Genomic DNA, 23,861 nt, shown 5'->3' on the forward strand with positions numbered 1-23,861 from the left:
CCGATCCGCCGATCCGCCGATCCGCCGATCCGCCGATCCGCCGGACCCGCCGACCCTCAGGGCGTCGGCGGGTCCGGCGGCGGGTCGGTCGCGGCGAGGGCGGCTCGGAGGAAGGGGAGGATGCCGCGTTCCAGGAGGGCGCGGCGCCAGGCTTCGCGGGCGCGGGTGAGTTCGTCGTCTGCGGGGGCGGTTCCGTCCGCCGCGGCCGGTCTGTTGCGCAGGGCGGTCAGGAGGAGGCCGGTGCCCGCGCTGAGCAGCCCGGCGGCGGCGAGGGCGGCGAAGACCAGGCCGGCCGTCAGCAGGGTCTCGCCGAACACGACCGTGGGGGCGAGGGCGTGCAGGACCGCCCCGACCAGCAGGAGGATCGCGGCGGCGGTGCCCGCGAGGACGGGCACCATCACGGTGACGATGGCGACGACTCCGGCGCCCGTGCCGGGGTCCGCCACGGGTATGCGGGTGTCGATGGCCGCGCGGTTCTGCTCGCGGACCTTCACGAAGTGGTCGTACTCGCTCGCCGCGGCGGTGGTGATGAGCGCTGTCGCGTTCAGTGTCATGGCGCGTAGCTGCGCGACCGTGAGCCGCGTTCCGACTCCGTCGAGATCCGGACGTGCGTGGGCGGTGCTCAGTGCGTCGTCGAGGACCCGCTCGTACTCGGCGCGGTCCTCGGTCAGCAGGTGCGGAGCCACGTTCATGTGCATCCCCCGATGCTCCGTAGGCCCGGATCAGCCGTGGGAAACGGTCGGTTGGGCGGAAACGGAGGAGAGCCTGCTACGGATGACCCGATGGTATTGCGGTGACGCCACGGCCTGACAGGGTGTTTCCGGAAATCGACTTCCCCGGATGCGCAGGGTTATGCGTCAGCCGTTCAGGGGGAGTTGGACGACCAGTAGCTTTCCGGCCATGGTCACGCCGCCGTCCATGGCGATCGCGAGACCGTCGGCGTACACGTGCGGTCCGTCGACGACCGGGCCCCCGCCGTCCTCGCCGTCCTCCGTGCCGACCTGGCCGAGGAGGTACGGGATGGGGCTGTGGCCGTGCACGATGCGGCGGCCGCCGTAGGTGGAGAGCAGCTCCTGGACGGCCTGCGGGCCGCCGTCGTCGCGGAACGCGAAGCGTTTGGTGAACTTCCGGAAGAGGTCCCAGACCTCGTCGGCGTCGTTCCGGTTGAGGACCTCGTGGACCGTGTCGTTGACGTCCTCGATGGTCTGGCCGTATTCGAGGTACGCGGTGGTGTCGGAGTGCACGAGGAGGTGGTCGTCCTCGCGGACCACGGCGTCCAGCCGGGACATCCACTGGAGGTGGACGTCCTGGAGCCGGTCCATGTCGTGCTTCTGGCCGCCGTTGAGCAGCCAGGCGGCCTGGAAGGTGGCAGTGCCCGCACCGGAGTTGACGGGCGTGTCGCCGAAGCGCTTGGCGCCGATGAGCAGCAGCTCGTGGTTGCCCATGAGGGCCTTGCAGTAGCCGCCCGCGGCGGCGGCCTCGGCGGAGAGGCGCATGACGAGGTCGATGACGCCGATGCCGTCGGGCCCGCGGTCGGTGAAGTCGCCGAGGAACCAGAGCCGGGCGTTGCCCGCGGACCAGTTGCCGTTCTCGTCGATGAGGCCCTGGGCGCGCAGCGCGGCGATGAGCTCGTCGAGGTAGCCGTGGACGTCGCCGACGACGTAGAGGGGGCCGGGGCCGTCGCCGTTCCCGGGAGCCGGGGCGGGGGCCGGCTGCTCGGGGGTGACCGGGACCTGGACGGTGTCGCCGCGGTTGATGACCGGGAGGTCGCGCTCGGTCGGGGTGTATCCCTCGGGCTCGCCCTCGGGGAAGGCGTTGCCGGGGTGGCCGGTGGCGACGGAGACGATGGAGGAGCCGGTTGTGGAGGTGGTGTACGCCGGGGCGAGGCGGTGACCCAGGTGGAGGGTCGGAGCGGCGGGCATCGGCGCGGGCGCGGGCGGCGCGGTCACGGGCGCGACCGGCGCGGCGGGCGCGGGTGCCTGCGGCGCGGGGGACATGGGCTGGGCCGCGGACGCCACCGGGGCGGCGGGTGCTGCGGGCGCCACGGGTGCGGGCGGCGCCGTCACGGGCGCGGCCGGGGGCGGCTCGATCGGCGAGGCCGTGGCCTGCGGGGTCGGCACCCGGACGGCCTCGACCGGTGAAGGGGCGACCGGCGGCATGTGCGCCGCGGACGCGGGGTGTTCGACAGGGGTCAGGCGTTCGCTGGGGGCGTGCTCCACCGCCGGAGCCGGTGCCGCTTCCTCCGGGGAGAGGGGCTCGGCGGCATGGCCCTGCACGGGCACGCGGGCGTACGGCGGTACGCGGAAGTCACGCAATGTCGCCGTGCGTACCACGGGCTCCTGACCGGCCCCCTGAGTCATCGACCCCTCCACCACCGTCGCGATGCCCTGCACATCGCGGACCGGCCTGGTCGTGGTGGTCCGCGGTGTCGTCCGCCCATCATAGGAATGAGGGTCCTCCTGTGTGACGCACCAGGGGTGGTGAATCCGGGTCCACTCCGGGTTCACCGGTTGTTTCGCCCGAATTGAGAAGGTCCAGTCCAGGGTCGAGGCCGGTACGGTGACCGGTTTCGCCGTCCCTGCCCACGGGCAGGGGCGGGGACGGCGGGTCGGATGACGGCGGGTTCGGGCGCCGCCGCCCGTGGTGTCAGTCCTTCGCGGGTGAGCGCGGCGGGCTGACCGTGGTGCGCGGCGAGCGCCGCTGCGAGGAGGTGCGGACGATGAGTTCGGTCGGTATCACCTGCTCGACCGGTCCGTCGGTGTCGATCCCCTCGATGGCGTCGATGAGGAGCTGGACGACGGCGGTGCCGATGCGGCGGGGTTTGAGGGAGAGGGTCGTGATGGGTGGTTCGGTGGTGGCGTAGACGGTGGATTCGCTGCAGCAGACGATCAGGAGGTCGTCGGGGACGCGCAGTCCGTAGCGGCGGGCGGCGGCGAGGAGGTCGGTTCCGTTGGGGTCGAAGAGGCCGTAGACGGCGTCGGGGCGGTCGGGGCGGGCGAGCAGCCGGTCGGCCGCGACGGCGCCCGCGCACGGGTCGTGCGCCGGGTAGGCCTCGTAGACGGGGTCCTGTCCGACGCGTTCGCACCAGTTGAGGTACGCGGTGGTGGACAGGCGGGTGTAGGTGTCGGTGGTGGTTCCGGTGAGGAGGCCGATGCGGCGGGCGCCGGCGTCGGCGAGGTGGTCGAGCAGGTCGAGGACGGCGGCTTCGTGGTCGTTGTCGACCCAGGCGGTGACCGGGAGGGTGCCGGCGGGGCGTCCGTCGGAGACGACGGGCAGGCCCTGGCGGACCAGTTCGGTGACGACGGGGTCGTGGTCGGAGGGGTCGATGACGACGGTGCCGTCGAGGGCGACGTTGGACCAGACGTCATGGCGGGAGGTGGCGGGGAGGATGACCAGGGCGTAGCCCCGGGCGAGTGCGGCCGAGGTGGCTGCTCTGGCCATCTCCGCGAAGTATGCGAATTCGGTGAAGGTGAAAGGTTCATCCCCGTACGTGGTCACGGTCAGGCCGATGAGTCCCGATTTGCCGGTACGGAGCGTGCGGGCCGCCGCGGATGGGCGGTAGCCCAGCCGGTCGGCGACCTCGCGGACGTGGCGGCGGGTGGCGTCCGGGAGCCGGCCCTTGCCGTTGAGCGCGTCGGAGACAGTCGTGATGGAGACCCCGGCGGCGGCGGCCACGTCCCGGATTCCCGCCCGGCCCTGCCGGCTTCCCCGGGTCTGTGCCCGGCTCACCTGGTGCTTCCCTGCTGCTGTCATGGCGAGCCGATAGTAGGGCGATGAGGGGCGGTCGGGACGGCCGCATATGCGGGCATTGACAGGCACGTTTCTGCATGATCGAACAGGCTCAAGAGGCAGTGAATCGAAGGTAGTTGCAGCTTCTGTCGTGCGATCCGTGACCATCCGGCGGTGTGGGCCTGGCGAGGGGGCGAGGTCTCGAAGAGGTCTCAACTCACCTCTACGGGGGATGCGCGCCACGGCGCCCGCCACCGGCGCCCGCCACCCGATCGCGCGCTCCCCCCTCTCCGGGGGAGGGTCGCCGCGGGACCGGGGCCGTTTCCACAGCGTGTCCCTCCTGTTGTCCACAGCCCATTCGCAGCGGAGGCGAATCCTCTTAAGGTGAGGAGTATTGGCGGTACGGACGGTCGAGGAGGCCACACTGTGAGCGAGACCAGCGGGACGAGCACCGGCAGCCCCAAGCTGCGCGCCGAGCTGGACGGCGTCCCCACCTACAAGCCGGGCAAGCCGGCCGCCACGGGCGGGCCCGTGGCCTTCAAGCTGTCCTCCAACGAGAACCCCTACCCGCCGCTGCCGGGGGTCATGGAGACCACCCTCGCCGCCGCCGCGAACTTCAACCGCTACCCGGACATGGCCTGCACCGGCCTGACGGAGGAGCTGGCGAACCGCTTCGGCGTGCCCGTCTCCCACCTGGCCACCGGCACCGGCTCGGTCGGCGTCGCGCAGTCGCTGCTCCAGGCCACCTCGGGCCCGGGCGACGAGGTGATCTACGCCTGGCGCTCCTTCGAGGCGTACCCGATCATCACGCAGATCAGCGGGGCCACCTCCGTGCAGGTGCCGCTGACCGAGGGCGAGGTGCACGACCTCGACGCGATGGCCGAGGCGATCACCGACCGGACCCGGCTGATCTTCGTCTGCAACCCCAACAACCCCACGGGCACCGCGGTGCGCCGGGCGGAGCTGGAGCGCTTCCTGGACCGGGTGCCCTCCGACGTCCTGGTCGTGATCGACGAGGCGTACCGGGAGTTCGTCCGTGACGCCGAGATCCCGGACGGCATCGAGCTGTACCGCGACCGGCCGAACGTGGCCGTGCTGCGCACCTTCTCCAAGGCGTACGGCCTGGCGGGGCTGCGGGTCGGCTTCGCGGTCGCCCACGAGCCGGTCGCGGCGGCGCTGCGCAAGACGGCGGTGCCGTTCGGCGTGAGCCAGCTGGCGCAGGACGCGGCGGTGGCCTCGCTGCGGGCCGAGGACGAACTGCTCGGTCGGGTCGGCTCGTTGGTGGCCGAGCGAGAGCGGGTCCATGCGGGGCTCGTGGCCCAGGGCTGGACCGTGCCGGACACCCAGGCGAACTTCGTCTGGCTGCGGCTCGGCGAGCGGACCATGGACTTCGCGGCGGAGTGCGAGCGGCACGGCGTGATGGTGCGGCCGTTCGCGGGCGAGGGCGTGCGCGTCACGATCGGTGAGTGCGAGGCGAACGACCTGTTCCTGAAGGCGGCGGAGGGCTTCCGCAAGTAACGCAGGTAGGGCTGATCAGCGAGGTCTGATCGGCCGAGTCCTAGACGAGCTCCACGCGGATCGGGTCGCCGTCCCTGACGGTGGCCAGGATCCGCGGGTCGCCGTCCAGCGCGCCCAGCAGATTGCAGGGGCTCGCGAGCCGGCACTCGTCGCCCCGTGAGATCGGGGTGGGGCCGTAGGGGAGGGCCAGCGCGTCGCCCTCCGTCCAGAAGGCCACGGTGCCGGGCTCGACGACCTGGCGCGCGTCGCCCTCGACCGAGGCCGAGACCGGCGTGTCGAAGTAGACCTCCTCGCCCCAGGTCCGGGCGGTGGAGGAGATCGGGAGGGCTCCCGCGAGCGCCTTGCTCGTGGGGGTCTCCTCAAGTGTGGCCGTGGTGTGTCCGGCCGGCCAGCTGATGCGTATCCGAAGGGTCATGCCCCGGATTCAACAATATGTTGAAGGTCCTGGGAAGAGGTGACCTTCGAGTAGGGGACCCCCACTCTTACGTACGGATTTCGTATGAGCCATAATGCTTGTGAATGTGAACGCGTTCACAAGCGTGTCCTGCTTCCTCCCTGTTTGGGTGGAACCCGCCAGGCAGACTGCCCGCTGTGACCACGTCGAGTAAGGAGAAGACGACGTGAACCTAGCTTTGGCGCCGGAGACACTGGCGCGCTGGCAGTTCGGCATCACCACGGTCTACCACTTCCTGTTCGTACCCCTGACGATCTCGCTTGCCGCGCTCACCGCCGGCATCCAGACCGCCTGGGTCCGTACGGGCAAGGAGAAGTACCTCAGGGCGACCAAGTTCTGGGGCAAGCTCTTCCTGATCAACATCGCCATGGGTGTGGTCACCGGAATCGTGCAGGAGTTCCAGTTCGGCATGAACTGGTCCGACTACTCCCGGTTCGTCGGCGACATCTTCGGTGCCCCGCTCGCCTTCGAGGCGCTCATCGCCTTCTTCTTCGAGTCGACCTTCATCGGTCTGTGGATCTTCGGCTGGGACAAGCTGCCGAAGAAGATCCACCTCGCCTGCATCTGGATGGTGTCGATCGGCACCATCCTCTCCGCGTACTTCATCCTGGCGGCCAACTCCTGGATGCAGCACCCCGTGGGCTACCGGATCAACGAGGAGCGCGGCCGGGCGGAGCTCACCGACTTCTGGCACGTGCTCACCCAGAACACCGCGCTCACCCAGTTCTTCCACACGATCACGGCGGCGTTCCTGGTCGGTGGCGCGTTCATGGTGGGTATCTCCGCGTTCCACCTGGCGCGCAAGAAGCACATCCCGATCATGCGGACCTCGCTGCGGCTCGGCCTGATCACCCTGATCATCGCCGGACTCGGCACCGCCATCAGCGGCGACCTGCTCGGCAAGGTCATGTTCAAGCAGCAGCCGATGAAGATGGCCGCCGCCGAGGCGCTCTGGGACGGTGAGGCGCCCGCACCCTTCTCGGTCTTCGCCTACGGCGACGTCGAGAAGGGCCACAACACGGTCGCCATAGAGATCCCGGGCCTGCTGTCCTTCCTCGCGAACGACGACTTCAGCTCGTACGTCCCGGGCATCAACGACGTGAACAAGGCCGAGCAGGAGAAGTTCGGGCCCGGCGACTACCGGCCCAACATCCCCGTCGCCTACTGGGGCTTCCGCTGGATGATCGGCTTCGGCATGGCCTCGCTGGGCCTCGGCATGCTCGGCCTCTGGCTGACGCGGAAGAAGTTCATGCTGGCACCGGGGATGCGGACCGGTGAGGACGAGGTGCCGAACCTGGTCCTCTTCAAGCGGAAGGCCCTCAGCCCCCGCCTGGGCAACTGGTACTGGATCATCGCCCTCTGGACGATGGCGTTCCCCCTGATCGCCAACTCCTGGGGCTGGATCTTCACCGAGATGGGCCGCCAGCCCTGGGTCGTCTACGGCGTGCTGCGCACCCGTGACGCGGTCTCCCCCGGTGTCTCCCAGGGCGAGGTCCTCACCTCGATGATCGTCTTCACCACCCTCTACGCGATCCTCGCCGTCGTCGAGGTCAAGCTCCTCGTCAAGTACGTCAAGGCCGGACCGCCGGAGCTCACCGAGGACGACCTCAACCCGCCCACCAAGATCGGCGGGGACTCTCGTGACCCCGACCGCCCGATGGCCTTCTCGTACTGAGGCTCAGGAGATCGAGGCATGGAACTCCACGACGTCTGGTTCGTACTCATCGCCGTCCTCTGGATCGGCTACTTCTTCCTCGAAGGCTTCGACTTCGGGGTCGGCATCCTGACCAAGCTGCTCGCCCGGGACCGGGCCGAGAAGCGGGTCCTCATCAACACCATCGGACCCGTCTGGGACGGCAACGAGGTGTGGCTGCTCACCGCCGGCGGAGCGACCTTCGCCGCGTTCCCCGAGTGGTACGCGACGCTGTTCTCCGGCTTCTACCTGCCGCTGCTGATCATCCTGGTCTGCCTGATCGTCCGGGGCGTCGCCTTCGAGTACCGGGCGAAGCGGCCCGAGGAGAACTGGCAGCGCAACTGGGAGCAGGCCATCTTCTGGACCTCGCTGATCCCCGCGTTCCTCTGGGGCGTGGCCTTCGGCAACATCGTCCGGGGCGTGAAGATCGACGGCGACATGGAGTACGTCGGCACCTTCTGGGACCTGCTCAACCCGTACGCGCTCCTCGGCGGTCTGGTCACGCTCACCCTCTTCACCTTCCACGGCGCGGTCTTCGCCTCGCTCAAGACGGTGGGTGACATCCGGGGGCGGGCGCGGGCGCTCGCGCTCAAGCTGGGTCTGGTCACCGCCGCGCTCGCCCTGGGCTTCCTGATCTGGACCCAGGTCGACACGGGAGACAGCTGGAGCCTCGCGGCGATGCTGGTCGCAGTGGTGGCGCTCGTCGGCGCCATCGCCGCCATCAAGGCGGGGCGCGAGGGCTGGTCGTTCGCGCTCTCGGGCGTCACGATCGCGGCGGCGGTGGCGATGCTCTTCCTCGCCCTCTTCCCGGACGTCATGCCCTCTTCGCTCAACCCCGAGTGGAGCCTTACCGTGACGAACGCGTCGTCGAGCCCGTACACGCTCAAGATCATGACCTGGTGCGCGGCGATCGCGACCCCGCTGGTGCTGCTCTACCAGAGCTGGACCTACTGGGTGTTCCGCAAGCGCATCGGTACGCAGCACATCGCCGACGCCCACTAGGGCCGACGCCCGCTAGAGCCGAGGCCCACTAGGGCCGACGCTCGCTCAAGCCGACTCTCACAAGAGGGGCATGTTTCACGTGAAACCGATCGATCCGCGCCTGCTCCGGTATGCCAGGGCCACCCGTGTCTTCCTGCTCGCGGTGGTCGCTCTCGGCCTCGTCGGAGCGGCGCTGGTCATCGCCCAGGCGATGCTCATCGCCGAGATCGTGGTGGGGGCCTTCCAGAAGGCCCTGTCGGTTTCCGAACTGACCACGCCCCTGCTGCTGCTCGCCGGAGTGGCGGTGGCGCGGGGGCTGGTCTCCTGGCTGACCGAGCTCGCCGCCCACCGGGCGAGCGCGGCGGTCAAGTCCGAACTCCGCGGCCGGCTCCTCGGCCGCGCGGCCGCGCTCGGGCCGGGCTGGCTCAGCGGCCAGAAGGCCGGTTCGCTGATCGCCCTCGCCACGCGGGGCGTGGACGCCCTCGACGACTACTTCGCCCGCTATCTGCCGCAGCTGGGGCTCGCGGTGGTCGTGCCGGTGGCGGTGCTGGCCCGGATCGTCACCGAGGACTGGGTCTCGGCGGCGATCATCGTCGTCACGCTGCCGCTCATCCCGGTCTTCATGGTCCTCATCGGCTGGTACACCCAGGCCCGGATGGACCGGCAGTGGAAGCTGCTCTCGCGGCTCTCCGGTCACTTCCTGGACGTGGTGGCCGGCCTTCCCACGCTCAAGATCTTCGGCCGGGCCAAGGCCCAGGCCGAGTCGATCCGCGCGATCACCTCGGAGTACCGCCGGGCGACCATGCGCACCCTGCGGATCGCCTTCATCTCCTCGTTCGCCCTGGAGCTGCTCGCGACCCTGTCGGTCGCGCTCGTCGCCGTGACCATCGGCATGCGGCTCGTCCACGGTGAGCTCGACCTGTACACCGGGCTCGTCATCCTGATCCTGGCGCCCGAGGCGTACCTTCCGCTGCGGCAGGTGGGGGCGCAGTACCACGCGGCGGCCGAGGGGCTCGCGGCGGCGGAGGAGATCTTCGACGTCCTGGAGCAGCCGGTACGGGAGGGCGGCACGACCGCGGTGCCGGAGTCCGTACGGCTTCAGCTCGACGGCGTGACCGTACGCCATGCGGGACGCACCGAGCCCTCGCTCGACGCGGCGACGCTGACGGTCGAGCCCGGCGAGACGGTTGCCTTGGTCGGGCCGAGCGGCGTCGGGAAGTCGACCCTGCTCGACGTCGTGCTCGGGTTCGCGGTGCCGGAGGAGGGCGGTTCGGTACGGGTCGGGGGCGTCGACCTGGGGACGCTGGACCTGGAGGAGTGGCGGGCCCGGATCGCCTGGGTGCCGCAGCGGCCGTACCTCTTCGCGGGAACGGTCGCCGAGAACGTACGGCTCGCCCGGCCGGACGCCTCCGACGAGGCGGTACGGGACGCCCTGCGGGACGCCGGGGCGGACGGGTTCGTCGCGGGGCTGCCGCAGGGGCTCGACACGGTCCTCGGCGAGGACGGCGCGGGGCTCTCGGCGGGGCAGCGGCAACGGCTCGCGCTCGCCCGGGCGTTCCTGGCGGACCGCCCGCTGCTGCTGCTCGACGAGCCGACGGCGGCGCTGGACGGGGCGACGGAGGCGGGGGTGGTGGAGGCGGTGCGGCGGCTTGCCGCGGGGCGCACCGTCTTGTTGGTCGTGCACCGGCCGGCGTTGCTTGCGGTGGCGGATCGCGTGGTGAGCCTCGGCGGCAACATGCCCGCTCCGTTTCACGTGGAACATTCGCCCTCGACGAGCCCGGTCGTGCAGGCGTCCACCGCCGGCTTCGTGGAAGAGGAACCCCTCACGAGCCCTGCCGGACAGGCGCCGGTGGCCTCCTCGTCGGTGCTCGCGCGGGTGCGGGGGATGGCCGGGGAGCTCAAGGGGCGGATGGCGCTCGCGCTGTTGCTCGGGAGTCTGGCGCTCGGGTCGGCCGTGGGGCTCATGGCCGTGTCCGGGTGGCTCATCTCGCGGGCCTCCGAGCAGCCGCCCGTGCTCTATCTGATGGTCGCCGTCACCGCCACGCGCGCCTTCGGCATCGGCCGGGCCGTCTTCCGGTACGCCGAGCGGCTCGTCTCGCACGACGCCGTCCTGCGGATGCTCGCCGACCTGCGGGTCTCCGTCTATCGGCGCCTGGAGCGGATCGCCCCGGCCGGACTGCGCCGCACCCGGCGCGGTGACCTCCTCGCGCGGCTCGTCCAGGACGTCGACGCGCTCCAGGACTACTGGCTGCGCTGGCTGCTCCCGGTGGGCGCCGCGCTCCTCGTGGGTGTCGGTTCCGTCGGGTTCACCGCCTGGCTGCTGCCCGAGGCCGGGGCCGTCCTCGCCGTCGGCCTGCTCGTCGCCGGCGTCCTCGTGCCGGCGGCCGGCGGGGCCCTCGCCCGCCGGGCCGAGCGGCGGCTCGCCCCCGCGCGCGGCGCCCTGGCCACGGCCGTGGCCGATCTGCTGCGCGGCTGCGCCGAACTGACCGTGGCCGGTGCGCTCCGGGACAGGATCGAGCGGGCCCGGGACGCCGACCGCACCCTCACCTCCATCGCCTCCCGGCAGGCCGCCGCCACCGCGCTCGGCGCCGGACTCTCGGCCCTGGTCTGCGGCCTGACGGTCGCGGCGGCCGCGCTCGTCGGCGTCCAGGCCGTACGGGACGGACGGCTCGAAGGGGTGGCCCTCGCGGTGGTCGTCCTGACGCCGCTCGCCGCCTTCGAGGCCGTCACCGGGCTCCCGCTCGCCGTCCAGTACCGGCAGCGGATCAAGCGCAGCGCCGAGCGGGTCTTCGAGGTGCTCGACGCCCCCGTCGCCGTACACGAGCCGGAGACGCCCGCCGCTCCCCCGGCGAGCCCGTTCCCGCTGGAGCTGGCCGGGCTCTCCGCCCGGCACGCCGGGCAGGAGCGGCCCGCGCTCGACGACTTCGCCCTCACCCTGGAGGCCGGGCGGCGGGTCGCGGTCGTCGGCGCCTCCGGTTCCGGCAAGACCACGCTCGCCCAGGTGCTGCTGCGGTTCCTGGACGTGGAGCACGGCATGTACCGGATCGGCGGAGTGCCCGCCTGGGAGCTCGACGGCGACGCGGTCCGCCGCCTCGTCGGCCTCTGCGCCCAGGACGCCCATCTCTTCGACAGCTCCGTCCGCGAGAACCTGCGGCTCGCCAAGGTCGGAGCGGACGACGAGGAGCTGCGCGAGGCGCTGCGCCGGGCCCGGCTGCTCGACTGGGTCGAGGGGCTGCCCGCCGGACTCGACACCCTCGTGGGCGAGCACGGTTCGCAGCTCTCCGGCGGTCAGCGGCAGCGCCTCGCGCTCGCCCGCGCCCTCCTCGCCGACTTCCCGGTCCTCGTCCTCGACGAACCCGCCGAGCACCTGGACCTGGCCACCGCCGACGCGCTCACCGACGACCTGCTCCGGGCCACCGAGGGCCGCACCACCGTCCTCATCACCCACCGGCTGCACGGTCTCGACGCCGTCGACGAGGTGGTGGTCCTCGACGAGGGCCTGACCGTGCAGCGCGGCCCGTACGCCGAACTCGCGGCGGTGGACGGCCCGCTGCGGCGGATGCTGGAGCAGGAGCGGGCGACCGATCTGCTCGCCACGACAGACGGCGGTGGACGGCCGACTTTTCTCGCCAAATAGGACTTACTAGGCTCAAGGCCATGACCGCCGCCGCGTCCGAGTCCTCGGACCCCCTGGAAGCCGCCACTCAGGCCACCCGCAGCCTCCAGGGGCTGTCCACGGAGCTCACGGCCCGCGTGCCGCAGCTCCTGGAGGCCATGCGCTCGGTCGGCACCGGGCTCGAACTCCACTCCACCCTCGACCGGATCTGCGAGACCGCCGCCGAACTCGCCGACGCCCGCTACGCCGCGATCGGCGTCGTCGACGACGAGGGCGACGGCCTCTCCGACTTCGTCACCTTCGGGGTCGGCGAGGACGTGGCCCGCCGGATCGGCCGACGCCCCGACGGCCACGCGGGCCTGCTCGGCGCGCTGATCCGCGACCCGCAGACCATCCGCCTCGCCGATCTGTCCACCGATCCGCGCGCGGCGGGCTTCCCGCCCGGGCACCCGCCGATGCGGACCTTCCTCGGCGTCCCCATCCGGGTCCAGGGCGAGATCTTCGGCAACCTCTACCTCGCCGAGAAGCGCGGCGGGGGCGAGTTCAACGACTACGACGTGCACATGGTCCGGGTCCTCGCCACCGAGGCCGGCATCGCGATCGGCAACGCCCGGCTGTACGAGGCGGCCCGGCAGCGCGAACGCTGGATCGACGGCTCGGTCGCCGTCACCACCGCGCTGCTCTCCGGCGGCGACGCCGACGACGCCCTCACGGTCGTCGCCGAGCAGGCCCGCCGGCTCGCCGAGGCGGACGCCGGGATCGTGCTGCTGCCCGCCGAGGAGGGCGGCCTGGAGATCGTCGCCGTCTCCTCGCCCCGGCCCACGAAGTCGCTGGGCGTGGTGATCCCGCCCGAGAGCGCCGTGGTGAAGGAGCTCCTGGAGGGAGAGGCGGTCTTCGTGACGGACGCCTCGACCGACCCGCGCATGATCAGCCGGCTGACGGCCTCGTACGGACCGAGCATGATGCTGCCGCTCCAGAGCGGCGGACGGGTCCTCGGCGCGCTCGCGACGCCCCGGGTGCGGGGCGCCCGGCAGTTCACGGAGGCGGAGCGGACGCTCGCCACCCAGTTCGCCTCGCAGGCCGCCCTCGCCCTGATGATGGCCGACGCCCAGCGCGACCGGGAGCGCCTCGCCGTCTACGAGGACCGCGACCGGATCGCCCGCGACCTGCACGACCTGGTGATCCAGCGGCTCTTCGCCACCGGGATGATGCTGGAGAGCGCCCAGCGGAAGTCGATCGTGCCCGCCGTGCGCGAGGGCGTGGGCAAGGCCGTGGACGAGCTCGACGTGACGATCCAGGAGATCCGTACGGCGATCTTCGCGCTCCAGCAGGGGCCCGCCGAGGCGCCTTCGGGGCTGCGCACCCGTGTCCTGCGGGAGATCAACATGGCGGCCGTGCCGCTCGGCTTCAAGCCCGCGCACCGCTTCCTCGGCGCGATCGACGCGGCGGTCGGCGAACTCACCGGCAAGAACCTCATCGCCGCCCTGCGCGAGGCGCTCTCCAACGCGTTCCGGCACGCGGCGGCGAGCCGGATCGAGGTGGTCGTCGACGCCGGAGTGACGCTGCCGGACGGCGCCGCCGGGGTGCGTCTCTCGGTCGCCGACGACGGCATCGGCCTCCCGGAGGGCGGGCGGCGCAGCGGCCTGCGCAATCTCGCCCGCCGGGCCGAGTCGCTGGGCGGCGCGAGCTGGTGCGGCCCGGGCCTGGGCGAGGACGGGGGCGGGACGACGGTGGTGTGGGAGGCCCCGCTCTGACGGGTCAGACCTGCTGCGCCAGGGCCTCGGCGACGAGTTGCTCGATGACGACGGCCACCCCGTCGTCGTTGTTGCCGACGGTCCGGCCCGAGGCGGCGGTGATGACGTCGGGGTGGGCGTTGCCCATCGCGTAGGAGCGGCCGGCCCAGCTCAGCATCTCGATGTCGTTCGGCATGTCGCCGAAGGCGACGACCTCCTCGGCCGCGATGCCGCGCTCGGCGCAGCACAGGGCGAGGGTGGAGGCCTTGGAGACGCCGAGCGCGCTGATCTCGATGAGGGCGGTCGGGCTGGACCGGGTGAAGGCGGCCCGGTCGCCCGCGGCCTCCCGCGCGATCGCGAGGAACACGTCGGGGTCGAGCTCGGGGTGCTGGGCGAGCAGCTTGAGCACCGGCGCGGCCGAGCCGGGCTTCTCCTCGAAGAGGAGCTTCTCGGCGGTGGCGACGGTGGCGCCGGGGTCGAGGAAGAAGGGCGGGTACTCCGGCTCGTAGTGGATGCCGGTGGTGAGCTCGACGGCGAAGGACGTCCCCGGGGCGGCGGCGCGCAGCGCGCTGACGACGTCGAGCGCGACCGGCCGCTCCAGCGGGCGGACCTCCAGGAAGGTGCCTCCGGAGTGCAGGTCGACGACGGCGGCGCCGTTGGCGCAGATGGCCATGCCGTGCCCGTGGACGTGGTCGCTGACGACGTCCATCCAGCGGGCGGGGCGGCCGGTGACGAAGAAGACCTCGATCCCGGCCTGCTCGGCCGCCGCGAGGGCGGCGACCGTGCGCTCGGAGACGGACTTGTCGTCACGCAGCAGGGTGCCGTCGAGGTCGGTGGCGATCAGCCGGGCCGCCGGGGCGGAAGGGCGCGGGGAACGGGGAGAGGTCACCGTCCCATTCTTCCGCACCGAACGCACGGGCGTGCGAGGAGCTGCACATATGAGCCCGGGTTCTTGGGTCGAGGCCCTCTCCGGCGGTGTTCTCAGTACGCGACCTCCACGACGGCCCGGTGGGTGCGGCGGTCGTCGACGTGGGTGAGCAGGTAGTGCGCGAGATCGGCGCGGGAGAGGGACTTCGGCCGCTCCAGAGGGGCGTTCTCGGCGGTCCGGTAGGTGCCGGTCAGCGGGCCGTCGGTCAGCATCGGGGGCCGGACCACCGTCCACGCGGTGCCGTCCGCGGCCGGGGAGCGTACGAAGCCCTCCATCCGGGCCATGTCGGCGTAGCCGTGGCGGTAGAGCCGCTGGATCACGTACCGGGTGACGAGCCGCTGCGGCAGCGGCACGTCCGATGTGACCTCCAGGCCGGCGGACGAGAGGCAGAGCAGCCGGCCGACGCCGGAGGCGCGCATGGCCTCGACGATGTTCCGCGTGCCCTCCGAGTAGACGGTCGTGGGGTGCCTGCGGTCGGTGCTGCCGAGGCAGGAGAGGACGGCGTCGTGGCCGGTGACGGCCTGCCGCCAGGACCCGGGGGCGAGGACGTCGCCGGGCAGGACGGTCAGCCGCGCTCCCGGGTCCGTGACCGGGACCCGGGCGGGGTCGCGGGCGACGGCGGTGACCTGGTGGCCGGCGGTGAGGGCCTGGGTCAGGAGCTGGGCGCCCGTACCGCCGGTGACGCCGAAGAGCATCAGTTTCATGAGGCGCGTTCCTCGGTCAGTGCGTGGACGAGGGCGACGGTGACGGCGCGCTGGCCGTCGAGCGTGAGGTGGATCCCGTCGTCCAGGTGCAGTCCGGCCGTGGCGTGCCGGGTGTCGACCGTGCGTTCCGGCTGCCCGAGGAGGAAGTCGGCGACGCCGTCGACGTCCTCGCTCGTCCAGCCGATCCCGGCGCGGCGGAAGTGCGGGTAGGCGTCGGCCCGTTCCTGGTCGACGGAGCTCGGGGTGAGCCAGATCCAGCGGTCCGGGTCGGAGAGTCCGCCGCGGCCGGCGAGTTCCCGCAGGGCGAGGAGGTTGCGCTCGGTCTCCGCCGCGCTGACCAGCCGGGTGCCGGCCGTCCGCGCGCCGCGGCCCAGCCGCTGGGCGTCGTTCGCGCCGAGCATGCACAGGATCCAGTCGGGGCGCAGGAAGGCGAGTGGGGGGAGCTGGGCGAGGGCCTGGGTGGTGGTGGAGCCGGAGACGGCGAGGTTGACGAGTTCGACGCCGTCCGGGAGGAGGTGGCGCAGGATCGAGAACCAGGACAGCCGGTCGGCGGTCGTGCTCTCGCCGAGGGCCACGATCCGCTGCCCCGGCCGGAAGGGGAGCCGGCCGGCCCGCTCGGCGAAGGCGGGGTCCTTGAGCAGTTCGACCGCGGTGTCCCGGGTCCGGTCGTCGAAGTCCCGCAGTAGCGTCCGGTACGCCTCGGGGTCGAGGCCGAAGAGGCCCGCGAGGCGCGTGTCGGGCAGCTCCCCCAAGTAGCGGAGGGTCTTCTCGGGCTGCTGGAAGCGCACGAGCTTGTCCGTGAGGTTCTCGGTCATGTCAGAGCTCCTTGTTCGTGCGGGTGCGGCGGCGGGGCAGCAGGAAGCCGGCGGCGATCAGCCAGCCCAGGCAGGTGAAGCGGGCCAGCGGCAGCAGCAGGGCGGCGCCGTCGAGGAGCAGGGTCAGGGTGGCGAGCTCGGCGATCGCCGCGAGGACCAGGCCGGTCACGGCGAGGGCGCGGGGCAGCAGCCCGGCGAGGAGTCCGGGGACGGCGATCCCGGCCACGAGCAGGCCCAGCGTCACCACGTGGCCCGGGCCGCCGGTGGCGAAGGCCAGGTACTGGAGGGCCCGGACGAGCGACGGGAGGTCGAGTACCTCCGTACGGGACAGGGTCCAGTTCACCAGACCGCAGCAGGCCAGGAATCCGGCGGCGAGGAGGCCGCCGGCCAGGGCGATGGTCGCGCCGGGGGCGCGGACGCCGAGGCGGTGCAGCCGGGCCGAGACCGTGGCGGCGTAGACGGCGAGGGGGATCGAGGCCGCGAACTGGAGGGCGCCCATGATCCGGACGGCGCCGGAGTGGGCGCGGAAGTACGCCACGATCTCGCCGGTCTCGCCGAAGGGCGAGGGGAAGGTGTCGCCGTCGGCGAGCACGGTGCCGAGGACGAGCCCGGCCAGGAACAGGCCGGTGAAGACGACGGCGAGCACGCCGGGCGGTGGTCCTCCCTGGGCTTCCCGGCGTCCTCGGGGGGCCTCGGTCGGGCGGGTCGGCCGGGGGTCGGTCCAGCTCTCTGCAGACACGGGCCTATCCGTTCTCTCAGGAGAATAGTTCACAATGGAGAATCATTCTTGTGGCGTACGATAACCCCGTGAGCAGTGACCGGCAACCAGTGGAAGATCCCGGAGCGGCGGCGGTCCCGCCCCCGCGCGGCGGAGCGTTCCTGCTCGCCCAGCTCGGGGCGCACGCGGCGGGACGCTTCGGAGAGCGCGTCGGCGAGCTCGGCCTCGCCCCGCCGGACGTCGGCCTGCTGCGGATGATCGCCACGGAGCCGGGGCGGAGTCAGCGCTCGCTCGCCGCCGACCTCGGCGTCGTCCCGAGCCGGGTCGTCGCGCTCATCGACAACCTGGAGAAGAAGGGGTTCGTCGAACGGCGCCGCAGCGCCGAGGACCGTCGCCACCACGAGCTGTACGTCTCCGAGGACGGGCGCCGCGCACTCGGACGCGTCCGCGAGGTCGCCGCGCTGCACGAGGACGACCTGTTCGCGGCGCTCGACGAGGAGGACCGGGTGCGGCTGACGGCGCTCCTCGGGCGGATCGCCGAACAGCAGGGCCTCACCCCGGGCGTCCATCCGGGCTACCGGAACCTGCAGAAGCGCCCGGGCTGAGCGAGCGGCAGGGCTGAGCGAGCGCGAGCGCCTCGGCCGAGCGAGGGTCGGGGCTGAGCGAGCGGGAACGGTCCGTCACGAATTGGCCGTAAACACCCGTTCGTTTTCGGCGTGACGGGGAAGACCCCTGGGAGCTGACGGCGTCTCCAGGGAGGGCGGGGCATGGTCGCGGGCCGGCGAAGCGAGGAGTGCGACTCCTGCGGTGCGCCGTACGGAACGTGGGTCGGGAGCCTCCGCATGGCCCTGTGCGCGGAGTGCGAGCGGGCCGGAGCGGCGCATCCGGTACGGGAGCCGGTGCTGGTGGGGGACGTCCTGGCCGGTCTGGCCGACATCGTGGCACTGCCGGCGGCCCGCGCCCTCAGCGCCGTACCGGACGTGTCGAGTGCCGTGCCCCAGCAACGGGCGCCGTCCCCCGCCGCCTGTGACCGGGGCGGGCGACGGGCGGAGTGGCATCGCACGGCCTGATCCGCCCCGGTGCGGGGCGGGTCGGTGAAGGTCAGCCCAGCTGGGCGAGTGCCTCGGTGGCGATGTTCTCGAAGACCGTCGGGTCGGTGGCGAAGAGGGAGTCCGCGATCGGCCAGTGGATCACGATCTCGGTGAAGCCGAGCTCGCGGTGGCGCCCGGCGAAGTCGACGAACGCGTCCACGGACTCCAGCGGGCCGTTCCGGTCCGGGGTGAACCCGGTCAGCAGGATCTTGTCCAGCTCGGCGACGTCACGCCCGGACTCGGCGCACGCCTTGGCGAGCTTCTCGACCTGGCCGCGCAGCGCCGCCACCGACTGCTCGGGGGTCCCCTCCTCGTACAGCTTCGGGTCGCCGGTCGTCACCCACGCCTGCCCGTACTTCGCGGCCAGCCTCAGCCCGCGCGGCCCGGTCGCCGCCACCGCGAACGGCAGCCGCGGGCGCTGGACGCAGCCGGGGATGTTCCGCACCTCGTCGGCCGAGTAGAACGCGCCCTGCTCCGACACCACGTCCTCGGTGAGCAGCCGGTCGAGCAGCGCCACGAACTCGCCGAACCGGTCGGCCCGCTCCTTCGGCGTCCACGCCTCCTGCCCGAGCGCGGTGGCGTCGAAGCCGTTGCCACCCGCGCCGATGCCGAGGGTGACCCGCCCGCCGGAGACGTCGTCCAGCGAGATGAGCTCCTTGGCCAGCGTCACCGGGTGCCGGAAGTTCGGCGAGGTCACGAGGGTGCCGAGACGGAGCCGCTCGGTGGCCGTCGCGGCAGCGGTGAGCGTGGGCAGCGCGCCGAACCACGGGCGGTCGCGGAAGGTCCGCCAGGACAGGTGGTCGTAGGTGTACGCCGTGTGGAACCCCAGCTCCTCGGCGTGCCGCCACTTCTCGCGGCCCCCCTCGTGCCAGCGGTCGACGGGCAGGATCACGGTGCTCAGACGCAGGCTCATGACCCCGAGCCTACGGTGGTCAGCGGACGCGGGCGCTCATCCAGGGGGTGAGGGTGGCACCCGTGACCAGTTCCTTGTACGTCTCGTCGCCGGGCGTCGGGACGATCAGCCACCAGCCGGGCGGGAAGAACCGGCCCTTCACATGGGCGAGGCCGCCGTGGACGGAGCGGACGAAGGCGGGGACGGCGTCGCGCGGCACGTCCGCGAACTCGATGCCGTCGACGGTGATCAGGGCGTCGTCCTCGGGGAAGACCTGGACGGTGACGGCGGGGGAGCCGCCGAGTTCGACATGGGCCTCGTGGGGCAGGGAGCCGTCCGGGTCCAGGACGGTGAACGCGCCGGCGGAGGTGCGCCGGGACGTCCGGTCGGCGCCGATGTCGTCGGTCACCGTCATCTCCAGGGCGAACTCCCGGGCGACCTCGCGGATCGCGATGACGGCGGCTTCCGTGCTGGGCAGGTGAGGGTGGGCCATGAGCCGATCATGCCCCAGATCTGCCCGGATTCGGATCTGTCTCAGGACGGGAAGCGGAGGAACTCCGGCGGGACGGCGTCCGTCAGCCAGACCCCGTTGGCGCTGACGTGGAAGACGTGCCCGGCCCGCCGCATGGCTCCGGCGTCGACGCTCAGCACGACGGGCCGCCCCCGGCGCGCCCCGACGCGGGTCGCCGTCTCCCGGTCGGGGGAGAGGTGGACGTGGTGGCGGGCCATGGGCCGCAGCCCCTCCGCCCGGATCGCGGGGAGCCGGGCCGCGACCGTACCGTGGTAGAGGTACGCGGGCGGTTCGGCGGCCGGCAGGCCCAGGTCGACCGTGACGGTGTGGCCCTGGCTCGCGCGGATGCGGGTGCCCTCGATCGCGAAGCGTTTCTTGTCGTTGGTCGCGACGACGTGGTCGAGCTCCTCGCGGGTGATCGGGAAGCCGTGCTCCGCGGCGGCCCTGAGCAGGACGTCGATCTCGGTCCAGCCGTGCGCGTCGAGGACGAGTCCGATGCGCTCGGGCTGATGGCGCAGGTGCTTGGAGAGGTACTTCGACACCTTCACTGTGCGTGCTTGGTTCATTCCGTCAGGATGCCGGAGCGTGAAACTCCTCACCATCGAATTCGAGCGGGCAGGTTTGATCCACAACCAAAGCCGTTTATCCACAGGCGAGTTGATGATTCTGTGGACAACAGGGCCGCACTTTCAGGGTGATTGGGTAAGTTCATTCCCTATGCGATGACTTGAGGCAAGAGCATCCAATGCCCTTTTGCTCACCTCTCGTTCGGTGGCCGCGGCGATGAAGGCCTCGACGCCCTCCGCGCCAACCAGGTTCTGCACGGCCCGTATCGTCCCGGCGGGCAGCGACACCGCTCGGGGCTGATCGTCCTTCACGGCGGGCCCATCGGGCGACAGGTGGATCTGGAGGTGACGGGTCGCCAGCAGGCGCATGGCGCGGGCCAGTTCGGCGTCCACCGTCTGCTGGGCGAGCGGCCTGAGCCGCCGCACCATCGTCGCCGCCTCGGTCGCGTCCGCGTCCGTCGGCGGCCGGTGCTCCAGATAGCGCGCGAAGACGTGCTCGGTCGTGAACTCCAGGAAACGGGACGCGATGTGCTCGACCTGATCGCGAAGTTCCCTCAGATGCCCCGTGATTGCCGACAGCGGCACCCCGGCCGCGTACAACTCGGCCGCCACCGCGAGCTCTTGCGGACTGGGTACGAGGTACTCCTCGGTCTCCCGGCCCGGCAGTCGTTCCAGTACGCCGAGCTCGACGGCCTCCCGGATGGCGTCCTCGTCCGGCGTGCCGCCGAAGCGGGCGTCCAGCTCCGCCCGGGAGATCCGGTCCGCCTCCTCGTCCGTCCAGGGGCCGTTGACCTCCGCGACCAGGCCCAGCACGCCGCCGAGCCCCCGGCCGGTGTCCCAGGCCTCCAGGAGCTCCTTGATCGAGGCCAGGGTGTAGCCCCGGTCGAGGAGATCGGCGATCTGGTGGAGCCGCGCGAGATGCGCGTCCCCGTACACGTTCGACCTGCCCCGCCGCTCCGGGCGGGGCAACAGACCTCGGTCCTGGTAGGCGCGGATCGTCCGGACCGTGGCCCCGCTGTGATGGGCGAGATCCTCGATCCGGTACTCCGGCTGTGCTGACTGCTCGGACAAACCCGCTCCCACCGACCGCATCCTCCACCCCGCAGCCGCGGGGCCCCTCCTGGAAGGGATCGTACGACCGCAGGTCCCGGCCTGCTCCCCGCGATCCGGGCCCGGCCCCGGGCCCGGCCCGGCACCGGCCCGGGGTGGGGCCGGGGCCGCGAACCGTCCCGCGCCACGCCCCCTACGCCGGCGGCTGCCAGCGGGCCAGCGCCCGCAGGGCTCCCGGGCTGAGCCGGGACAGGAAGTGGGCGCCCCGGGCCTCAGGGGTCACCGGCACGACCGCCCGGTCGTGCAGCACCGCCCCCAGGATCGCGTCCGCGACCTTCTCCGGCGGGTAGTTCCGCAGCCCGTACAGCCGGGAGGCCTTCTGCTGCCGCCGCTTCTCCTCCGCCGCGTCCGTGACCCCGGCGAACCGCGCGGTCGCCGTGATGTTGGTGTTCACGATGCCGGGGCATATCGCCGACACCCCGATGCCCTGGTCGGCCAGTTCGGCACGCAGACACTCGCTGAGCATCAGCACCGCCGCCTTCGACGTGCTGTACGCGGGCAGCGCCCGGGAGGGCTGGAAGGCCGCCGCCGAGGCGGTGTTGACGATGTGGCCGCCCTGGCCGCGCGCGGTCATCTGCGCGCCGAAGAAGCGGCAGCCGTGGATGACGCCCCACAGGTTGACGTCCAGGACCCGCTTCCACTCCTCGGCCGAGGTCTCGAAGAAGGAGCCCGTGAGCCCGATGCCCGCGTTGTTGACCAGGACGTCGACGACGCCGTACTCGCTCGCCACCTTCGCGGCCAGCTTCTCCATCGCCTGCTCGTCGGCGACGTCCACCGTCTCGCCCCATGCCTCCGGGGAGCCGATCAGACGCGCCATCTCGGCCGTGCGGGCCGCCCCCTCGGCGTCCCGGTCCACGGCCACCACCCGGGCGCCGGCCTCCGCGAACGCGAAGGCGGTGGCCCGGCCGATGCCGCTGGCCGCCCCGGTGACCAGGACGAGCTGGCCGCCGAACCGCTCCGCGTACTGCGGCTTCACACCGCTCTTCGCCGTCGTCGACGCCACGGGCTGACGAAGACCTGCTGCCCTGGTCGCCGCGTCCTCGTTCGCCCGGACGAACTCGGTGATCCAGGCGGACAGCTGGTCCGGCCGGGTGCGCGGCACCCAGTGCTTGGCGGGCAGGGTGCGCCGGGTCAGGTCCGGCACCCAGGTGGCCAGGTCGTCGTAGAGCCGCTCGGAGAGGAAGGCGTCACCGGTCGGCGTGATCAGCTGCACGGGCGCGTGGGCGTACGCGTCGGGCCGCGGCCTGCCGAGCCGGGCCCGGACGTTGTCCCGGTAGAGCCAGGCGCCGTGGGCCGCGTCGTTCGGCAGCGAGGGCGTCGGGTAGTCGCCGGCCGGCACCTTCTCGATCCGCTCCAGGACCTTCGGCCAGCGCTTGCCGAGCGGGCCGCGCCAGGCGAGCTCCGGCAGCACGGGCGTGTGCAGCATGTACACGTACCAGGACTTGGCGCCCTGGCCGAGGAGCTGTCCGACCCGGCGCGGGGTGGGCCGGGCCATCCGCTGCTTGATCCAGTGCCCGAAGTGGTCCAGCGAGGGCCCCGACATGGAGGTGAAGGAGGCGATCCGGCCCTCGGTGCGGGCCACGGTCACGAACTCCCAGGACTGGACCGAGCCCCAGTCGTGCCCGACGACGTGCACCGGCCCGTCCGGGCTGACCGCGTCGGCGACCGCGAGGAAGTCGTCCGTCAGCTTCTCCAGGGTGAAGCCGCCGCGCAGCGGGGCCGGCGCCGTCGAGCGGCCGTGGCCCCGGACGTCGTACAGCACGACGTGGAAGTCCTCGGCCAGCCGGGTCGCGACCTCCGACCACACCTCCTTGGAGTCCGGGTACCCGTGCACCAGGAGGACGGTCGGCCGGTCCGTCTCGCCGAGCTCGGCGACGCACAGCTCGATCCCGCCCGTCCGGACCCAGCGCTCCCGCGCTCCGTTGAGCCCCGCCATCAGACCGCCCCTTCGTTCCAGCGCCGCACGTGCGGCAGATCGTCGTCCAGCCAGAAAGCGCTCTGCTCGGGGTCCCGGGAGTCGGTGACGACCAGGATCTCCTCGAACTTCGCGCCCGTCCCCCGGAATCCGAGGTGCGGTTCGACCGCCCACAGCCCCGGCTTGGGCGGGTGGTCGGAGAACTTGTACGGCGACCAGAGCGGCGACCAGCCGTCCCGGTGGCCGTGCACGGCGTCGCTCGCGAGGCCCTTGAGCGACTGGGTGCCGAAGCCGAAGAGCGTCGGCGACCAGCGGCGCTCCTTCACCCGGTCGATCTTGTGGGCGATGACGCCGAAGGGATAGGCCCGGTGCCGGTTCGCGTACCCCTGGCGGACCATGAGCCGGTCCACGTCCTCGTATATCTCGCGCAGGGTGCGGCGCTCGCGGACCTCGCGCAGGATCAGCTCGCGGTGCGCCTCCAGGTCGGCGAGCAGCTTGTCGTGCAGGGGGTTGAGGCCCAGGCAGCCGCTGTAGCCGATGTCGGCCGTGTAGCCCTTGTAGACCGGTGCCATGTCGAGGATGAACGGCATCCCCGCCTCCAGACGCCGGTTCGTCGGGAAGAACTGCAGCGGAATCTTGAAGTCCACGAAGGCGGTGCGGTCCCCGAACCAGGCGAACGGCCGGTGGAACCAGTCCCGCACCCCCCGCTCGTACAGCCACTCCCGCTGCATCCGGGCGGCCTCGCGCTCGGTCACGCCCGGCTTGAGCTGGGCCGCGACGGCTTCCGCGCACTCGTAGGAGAGCCGCTGTACTTCCCTGAACCCCCGCAGCTCCGCGGAGAGTTCGCCTGTCACTGCTGAGGCCATGCCACCCGCCGTCCCGTGTGA

The 23,861-nt window shown here is 72.1% G+C and carries 21 protein-coding genes; 7 read left to right on the plus strand and 14 right to left on the minus strand.

Features of this window, described 5'->3' with window-relative positions:
* Window positions 1–56 precede the first annotated feature (56 nt).
* The 3 genes from AB5J54_RS20390 to AB5J54_RS20400 form a co-directional block, all read right to left on the minus strand.
* Complete coding sequence (locus AB5J54_RS20390) at window positions 57–698, minus strand: hypothetical protein (RefSeq protein ID WP_369145344.1); 642 nt, start codon at window positions 696–698, stop codon at window positions 57–59.
* A gap of 159 nt (window positions 699–857) precedes the next feature.
* Window positions 858–1,997, minus strand: coding sequence for a metallophosphoesterase (locus tag AB5J54_RS20395; RefSeq protein WP_369149408.1), 1,140 nt, complete (start codon window positions 1,995–1,997; stop codon window positions 858–860).
* A gap of 649 nt (window positions 1,998–2,646) precedes the next feature.
* A complete protein-coding gene (locus AB5J54_RS20400) occupies window positions 2,647–3,753 on the minus strand; it encodes a LacI family DNA-binding transcriptional regulator (protein ID WP_369145345.1) in 1,107 nt (368 codons plus the stop codon).
* A 402-nt stretch (window positions 3,754–4,155) separates the two neighbouring features.
* On the opposite strand from AB5J54_RS20400, the gene hisC reads away from it, so the two are divergent.
* Window positions 4,156–5,247 (plus strand): histidinol-phosphate transaminase, encoded by a 1,092-nt coding sequence (gene hisC, locus AB5J54_RS20405; protein WP_369145346.1) that lies wholly within the window; start codon window positions 4,156–4,158, stop codon window positions 5,245–5,247.
* 40 nt (window positions 5,248–5,287) lie between these two features.
* On the opposite strand, the gene AB5J54_RS20410 is transcribed toward hisC, so the two are convergent.
* A complete protein-coding gene (locus tag AB5J54_RS20410; protein ID WP_369145347.1) occupies window positions 5,288–5,662 on the minus strand; it encodes a cyclophilin-like fold protein in 375 nt (124 codons plus the stop codon).
* A gap of 205 nt (window positions 5,663–5,867) precedes the next feature.
* Here AB5J54_RS20410 and AB5J54_RS20415 point away from each other — a divergent pair, with 205 nt between their 5' ends.
* From AB5J54_RS20415 to AB5J54_RS20430, 4 genes are all read left to right on the plus strand, one after another.
* Window positions 5,868–7,376, plus strand: coding sequence for a cytochrome ubiquinol oxidase subunit I (locus AB5J54_RS20415; protein WP_369145348.1), 1,509 nt, complete (start codon window positions 5,868–5,870; stop codon window positions 7,374–7,376).
* Between the two features lie 18 nt (window positions 7,377–7,394).
* Complete coding sequence (gene cydB / locus AB5J54_RS20420; protein ID WP_369145349.1) at window positions 7,395–8,396, plus strand: cytochrome d ubiquinol oxidase subunit II; 1,002 nt, start codon at window positions 7,395–7,397, stop codon at window positions 8,394–8,396.
* A gap of 79 nt (window positions 8,397–8,475) precedes the next feature.
* Window positions 8,476–12,012 carry a thiol reductant ABC exporter subunit CydD gene (gene cydD, locus AB5J54_RS20425; RefSeq protein ID WP_369145350.1) on the plus strand — a complete coding sequence of 1,179 codons (3,537 nt, stop codon included), beginning with the start codon at window positions 8,476–8,478 and terminating at the stop codon, window positions 12,010–12,012.
* A gap of 20 nt (window positions 12,013–12,032) precedes the next feature.
* Window positions 12,033–13,745, plus strand: a complete 1,713-nt coding sequence (locus tag AB5J54_RS20430) for a GAF domain-containing protein (RefSeq protein ID WP_369145351.1) — start codon at window positions 12,033–12,035, stop codon at window positions 13,743–13,745.
* 4 nt (window positions 13,746–13,749) lie between these two features.
* Here AB5J54_RS20430 and AB5J54_RS20435 read toward each other — a convergent pair whose 3' ends face one another.
* The 4 genes from AB5J54_RS20435 to AB5J54_RS20450 all read right to left on the minus strand — a co-directional run bounded on the left by AB5J54_RS20435 (window position 13,750) and on the right by AB5J54_RS20450 (window position 16,910).
* Window positions 13,750–14,613, minus strand: a complete 864-nt coding sequence (locus AB5J54_RS20435) for a Cof-type HAD-IIB family hydrolase (RefSeq protein ID WP_369145352.1) — start codon at window positions 14,611–14,613, stop codon at window positions 13,750–13,752.
* Between the two features lie 92 nt (window positions 14,614–14,705).
* Window positions 14,706–15,356, minus strand: coding sequence for an NAD(P)-dependent oxidoreductase (locus tag AB5J54_RS20440; RefSeq protein ID WP_369145353.1), 651 nt, complete (start codon window positions 15,354–15,356; stop codon window positions 14,706–14,708).
* Window positions 15,353–16,171 carry an SGNH/GDSL hydrolase family protein gene (locus AB5J54_RS20445; protein ID WP_369145354.1) on the minus strand — a complete coding sequence of 273 codons (819 nt, stop codon included), beginning with the start codon at window positions 16,169–16,171 and terminating at the stop codon, window positions 15,353–15,355. Before AB5J54_RS20445 ends, AB5J54_RS20440 begins: the two co-directional genes overlap by 4 nt.
* Before the next feature lies 1 nt (window position 16,172).
* Entirely contained in the window at window positions 16,173–16,910 is a 738-nt protein-coding gene (locus AB5J54_RS20450; RefSeq protein WP_369145355.1) for a hypothetical protein, read from the minus strand.
* A gap of 68 nt (window positions 16,911–16,978) precedes the next feature.
* On the opposite strand from AB5J54_RS20450, the gene AB5J54_RS20455 reads away from it, so the two are divergent.
* Entirely contained in the window at window positions 16,979–17,494 is a 516-nt protein-coding gene (locus tag AB5J54_RS20455) for a MarR family winged helix-turn-helix transcriptional regulator (RefSeq protein ID WP_369145356.1), read from the plus strand.
* A gap of 237 nt (window positions 17,495–17,731) precedes the next feature.
* Window positions 17,732–17,959, plus strand: coding sequence for a hypothetical protein (locus tag AB5J54_RS20460; RefSeq protein WP_369145357.1), 228 nt, complete (start codon window positions 17,732–17,734; stop codon window positions 17,957–17,959).
* 31 nt (window positions 17,960–17,990) lie between these two features.
* On the opposite strand, the gene AB5J54_RS20465 is transcribed toward AB5J54_RS20460, so the two are convergent.
* The 6 genes from AB5J54_RS20465 to AB5J54_RS20490 all read right to left on the minus strand — a co-directional run bounded on the left by AB5J54_RS20465 (window position 17,991) and on the right by AB5J54_RS20490 (window position 23,840).
* Window positions 17,991–18,893, minus strand: a complete 903-nt coding sequence (locus AB5J54_RS20465) for an LLM class flavin-dependent oxidoreductase (protein WP_369145358.1) — start codon at window positions 18,891–18,893, stop codon at window positions 17,991–17,993.
* A gap of 19 nt (window positions 18,894–18,912) precedes the next feature.
* Window positions 18,913–19,365: a hypothetical protein gene (locus AB5J54_RS20470; protein ID WP_369145359.1), complete on the minus strand. Its 453-nt coding sequence runs from the start codon at window positions 19,363–19,365 to the stop codon at window positions 18,913–18,915.
* A gap of 41 nt (window positions 19,366–19,406) precedes the next feature.
* Complete coding sequence (locus AB5J54_RS20475; RefSeq protein WP_369145360.1) at window positions 19,407–19,949, minus strand: RNA 2'-phosphotransferase; 543 nt, start codon at window positions 19,947–19,949, stop codon at window positions 19,407–19,409.
* 123 nt (window positions 19,950–20,072) lie between these two features.
* Window positions 20,073–21,041: a MerR family transcriptional regulator gene (locus AB5J54_RS20480; protein WP_369145361.1), complete on the minus strand. Its 969-nt coding sequence runs from the start codon at window positions 21,039–21,041 to the stop codon at window positions 20,073–20,075.
* A gap of 151 nt (window positions 21,042–21,192) precedes the next feature.
* Window positions 21,193–22,995: an SDR family oxidoreductase gene (locus AB5J54_RS20485; RefSeq protein WP_369145362.1), complete on the minus strand. Its 1,803-nt coding sequence runs from the start codon at window positions 22,993–22,995 to the stop codon at window positions 21,193–21,195.
* A complete protein-coding gene (locus tag AB5J54_RS20490) occupies window positions 22,995–23,840 on the minus strand; it encodes a M24 family metallopeptidase (RefSeq protein WP_369145363.1) in 846 nt (281 codons plus the stop codon). The genes AB5J54_RS20485 and AB5J54_RS20490 overlap by 1 nt, the downstream gene beginning before the upstream one ends.
* Window positions 23,841–23,861: the final 21 nt, after the last annotated feature.

Origin of the sequence: Streptomyces sp. R44 (genome assembly GCF_041053105.1) — a bacterium.
Taxonomy (GTDB): domain Bacteria; phylum Actinomycetota; class Actinomycetes; order Streptomycetales; family Streptomycetaceae; genus Streptomyces.

What these genes read in the sequence shown, in the direction of transcription:
- AB5J54_RS20390 (WP_369145344.1), bottom strand. Translation starts at nt 698, where the DNA reads ATGCACATGAACGTGGCTCCGCACCTGCTGACCGAGGACCGCGCCGAG.
- AB5J54_RS20395 (WP_369149408.1), bottom strand. Translation starts at nt 1,997, where the DNA reads ATGTCCCCCGCGCCGCAGGCACCCGCGCCCGCCGCGCCGGTCGCGCCC.
- AB5J54_RS20400 (WP_369145345.1), bottom strand. Translation starts at nt 3,753, where the DNA reads ATGACAGCAGCAGGGAAGCACCAGGTGAGCCGGGCACAGACCCGGGGA.
- AB5J54_RS20410 (WP_369145347.1), bottom strand. Translation starts at nt 5,662, where the DNA reads ATGACCCTTCGGATACGCATCAGCTGGCCGGCCGGACACACCACGGCC.
- cydB (WP_369145349.1), top strand. Translation starts at nt 7,395, where the DNA reads ATGGAACTCCACGACGTCTGGTTCGTACTCATCGCCGTCCTCTGGATC.
- AB5J54_RS20430 (WP_369145351.1), top strand. Translation starts at nt 12,033, where the DNA reads ATGACCGCCGCCGCGTCCGAGTCCTCGGACCCCCTGGAAGCCGCCACT.
- AB5J54_RS20440 (WP_369145353.1), bottom strand. Translation starts at nt 15,356, where the DNA reads ATGAAACTGATGCTCTTCGGCGTCACCGGCGGTACGGGCGCCCAGCTC.
- AB5J54_RS20445 (WP_369145354.1), bottom strand. Translation starts at nt 16,171, where the DNA reads ATGACCGAGAACCTCACGGACAAGCTCGTGCGCTTCCAGCAGCCCGAG.
- AB5J54_RS20460 (WP_369145357.1), top strand. Translation starts at nt 17,732, where the DNA reads ATGGCCCTGTGCGCGGAGTGCGAGCGGGCCGGAGCGGCGCATCCGGTA.
- AB5J54_RS20465 (WP_369145358.1), bottom strand. Translation starts at nt 18,893, where the DNA reads ATGAGCCTGCGTCTGAGCACCGTGATCCTGCCCGTCGACCGCTGGCAC.
- AB5J54_RS20470 (WP_369145359.1), bottom strand. Translation starts at nt 19,365, where the DNA reads ATGGCCCACCCTCACCTGCCCAGCACGGAAGCCGCCGTCATCGCGATC.
- AB5J54_RS20475 (WP_369145360.1), bottom strand. Translation starts at nt 19,949, where the DNA reads ATGAACCAAGCACGCACAGTGAAGGTGTCGAAGTACCTCTCCAAGCAC.
- AB5J54_RS20480 (WP_369145361.1), bottom strand. Translation starts at nt 21,041, where the DNA reads ATGCGGTCGGTGGGAGCGGGTTTGTCCGAGCAGTCAGCACAGCCGGAG.
- AB5J54_RS20485 (WP_369145362.1), bottom strand. Translation starts at nt 22,995, where the DNA reads ATGGCGGGGCTCAACGGAGCGCGGGAGCGCTGGGTCCGGACGGGCGGG.
- AB5J54_RS20490 (WP_369145363.1), bottom strand. Translation starts at nt 23,840, where the DNA reads ATGGCCTCAGCAGTGACAGGCGAACTCTCCGCGGAGCTGCGGGGGTTC.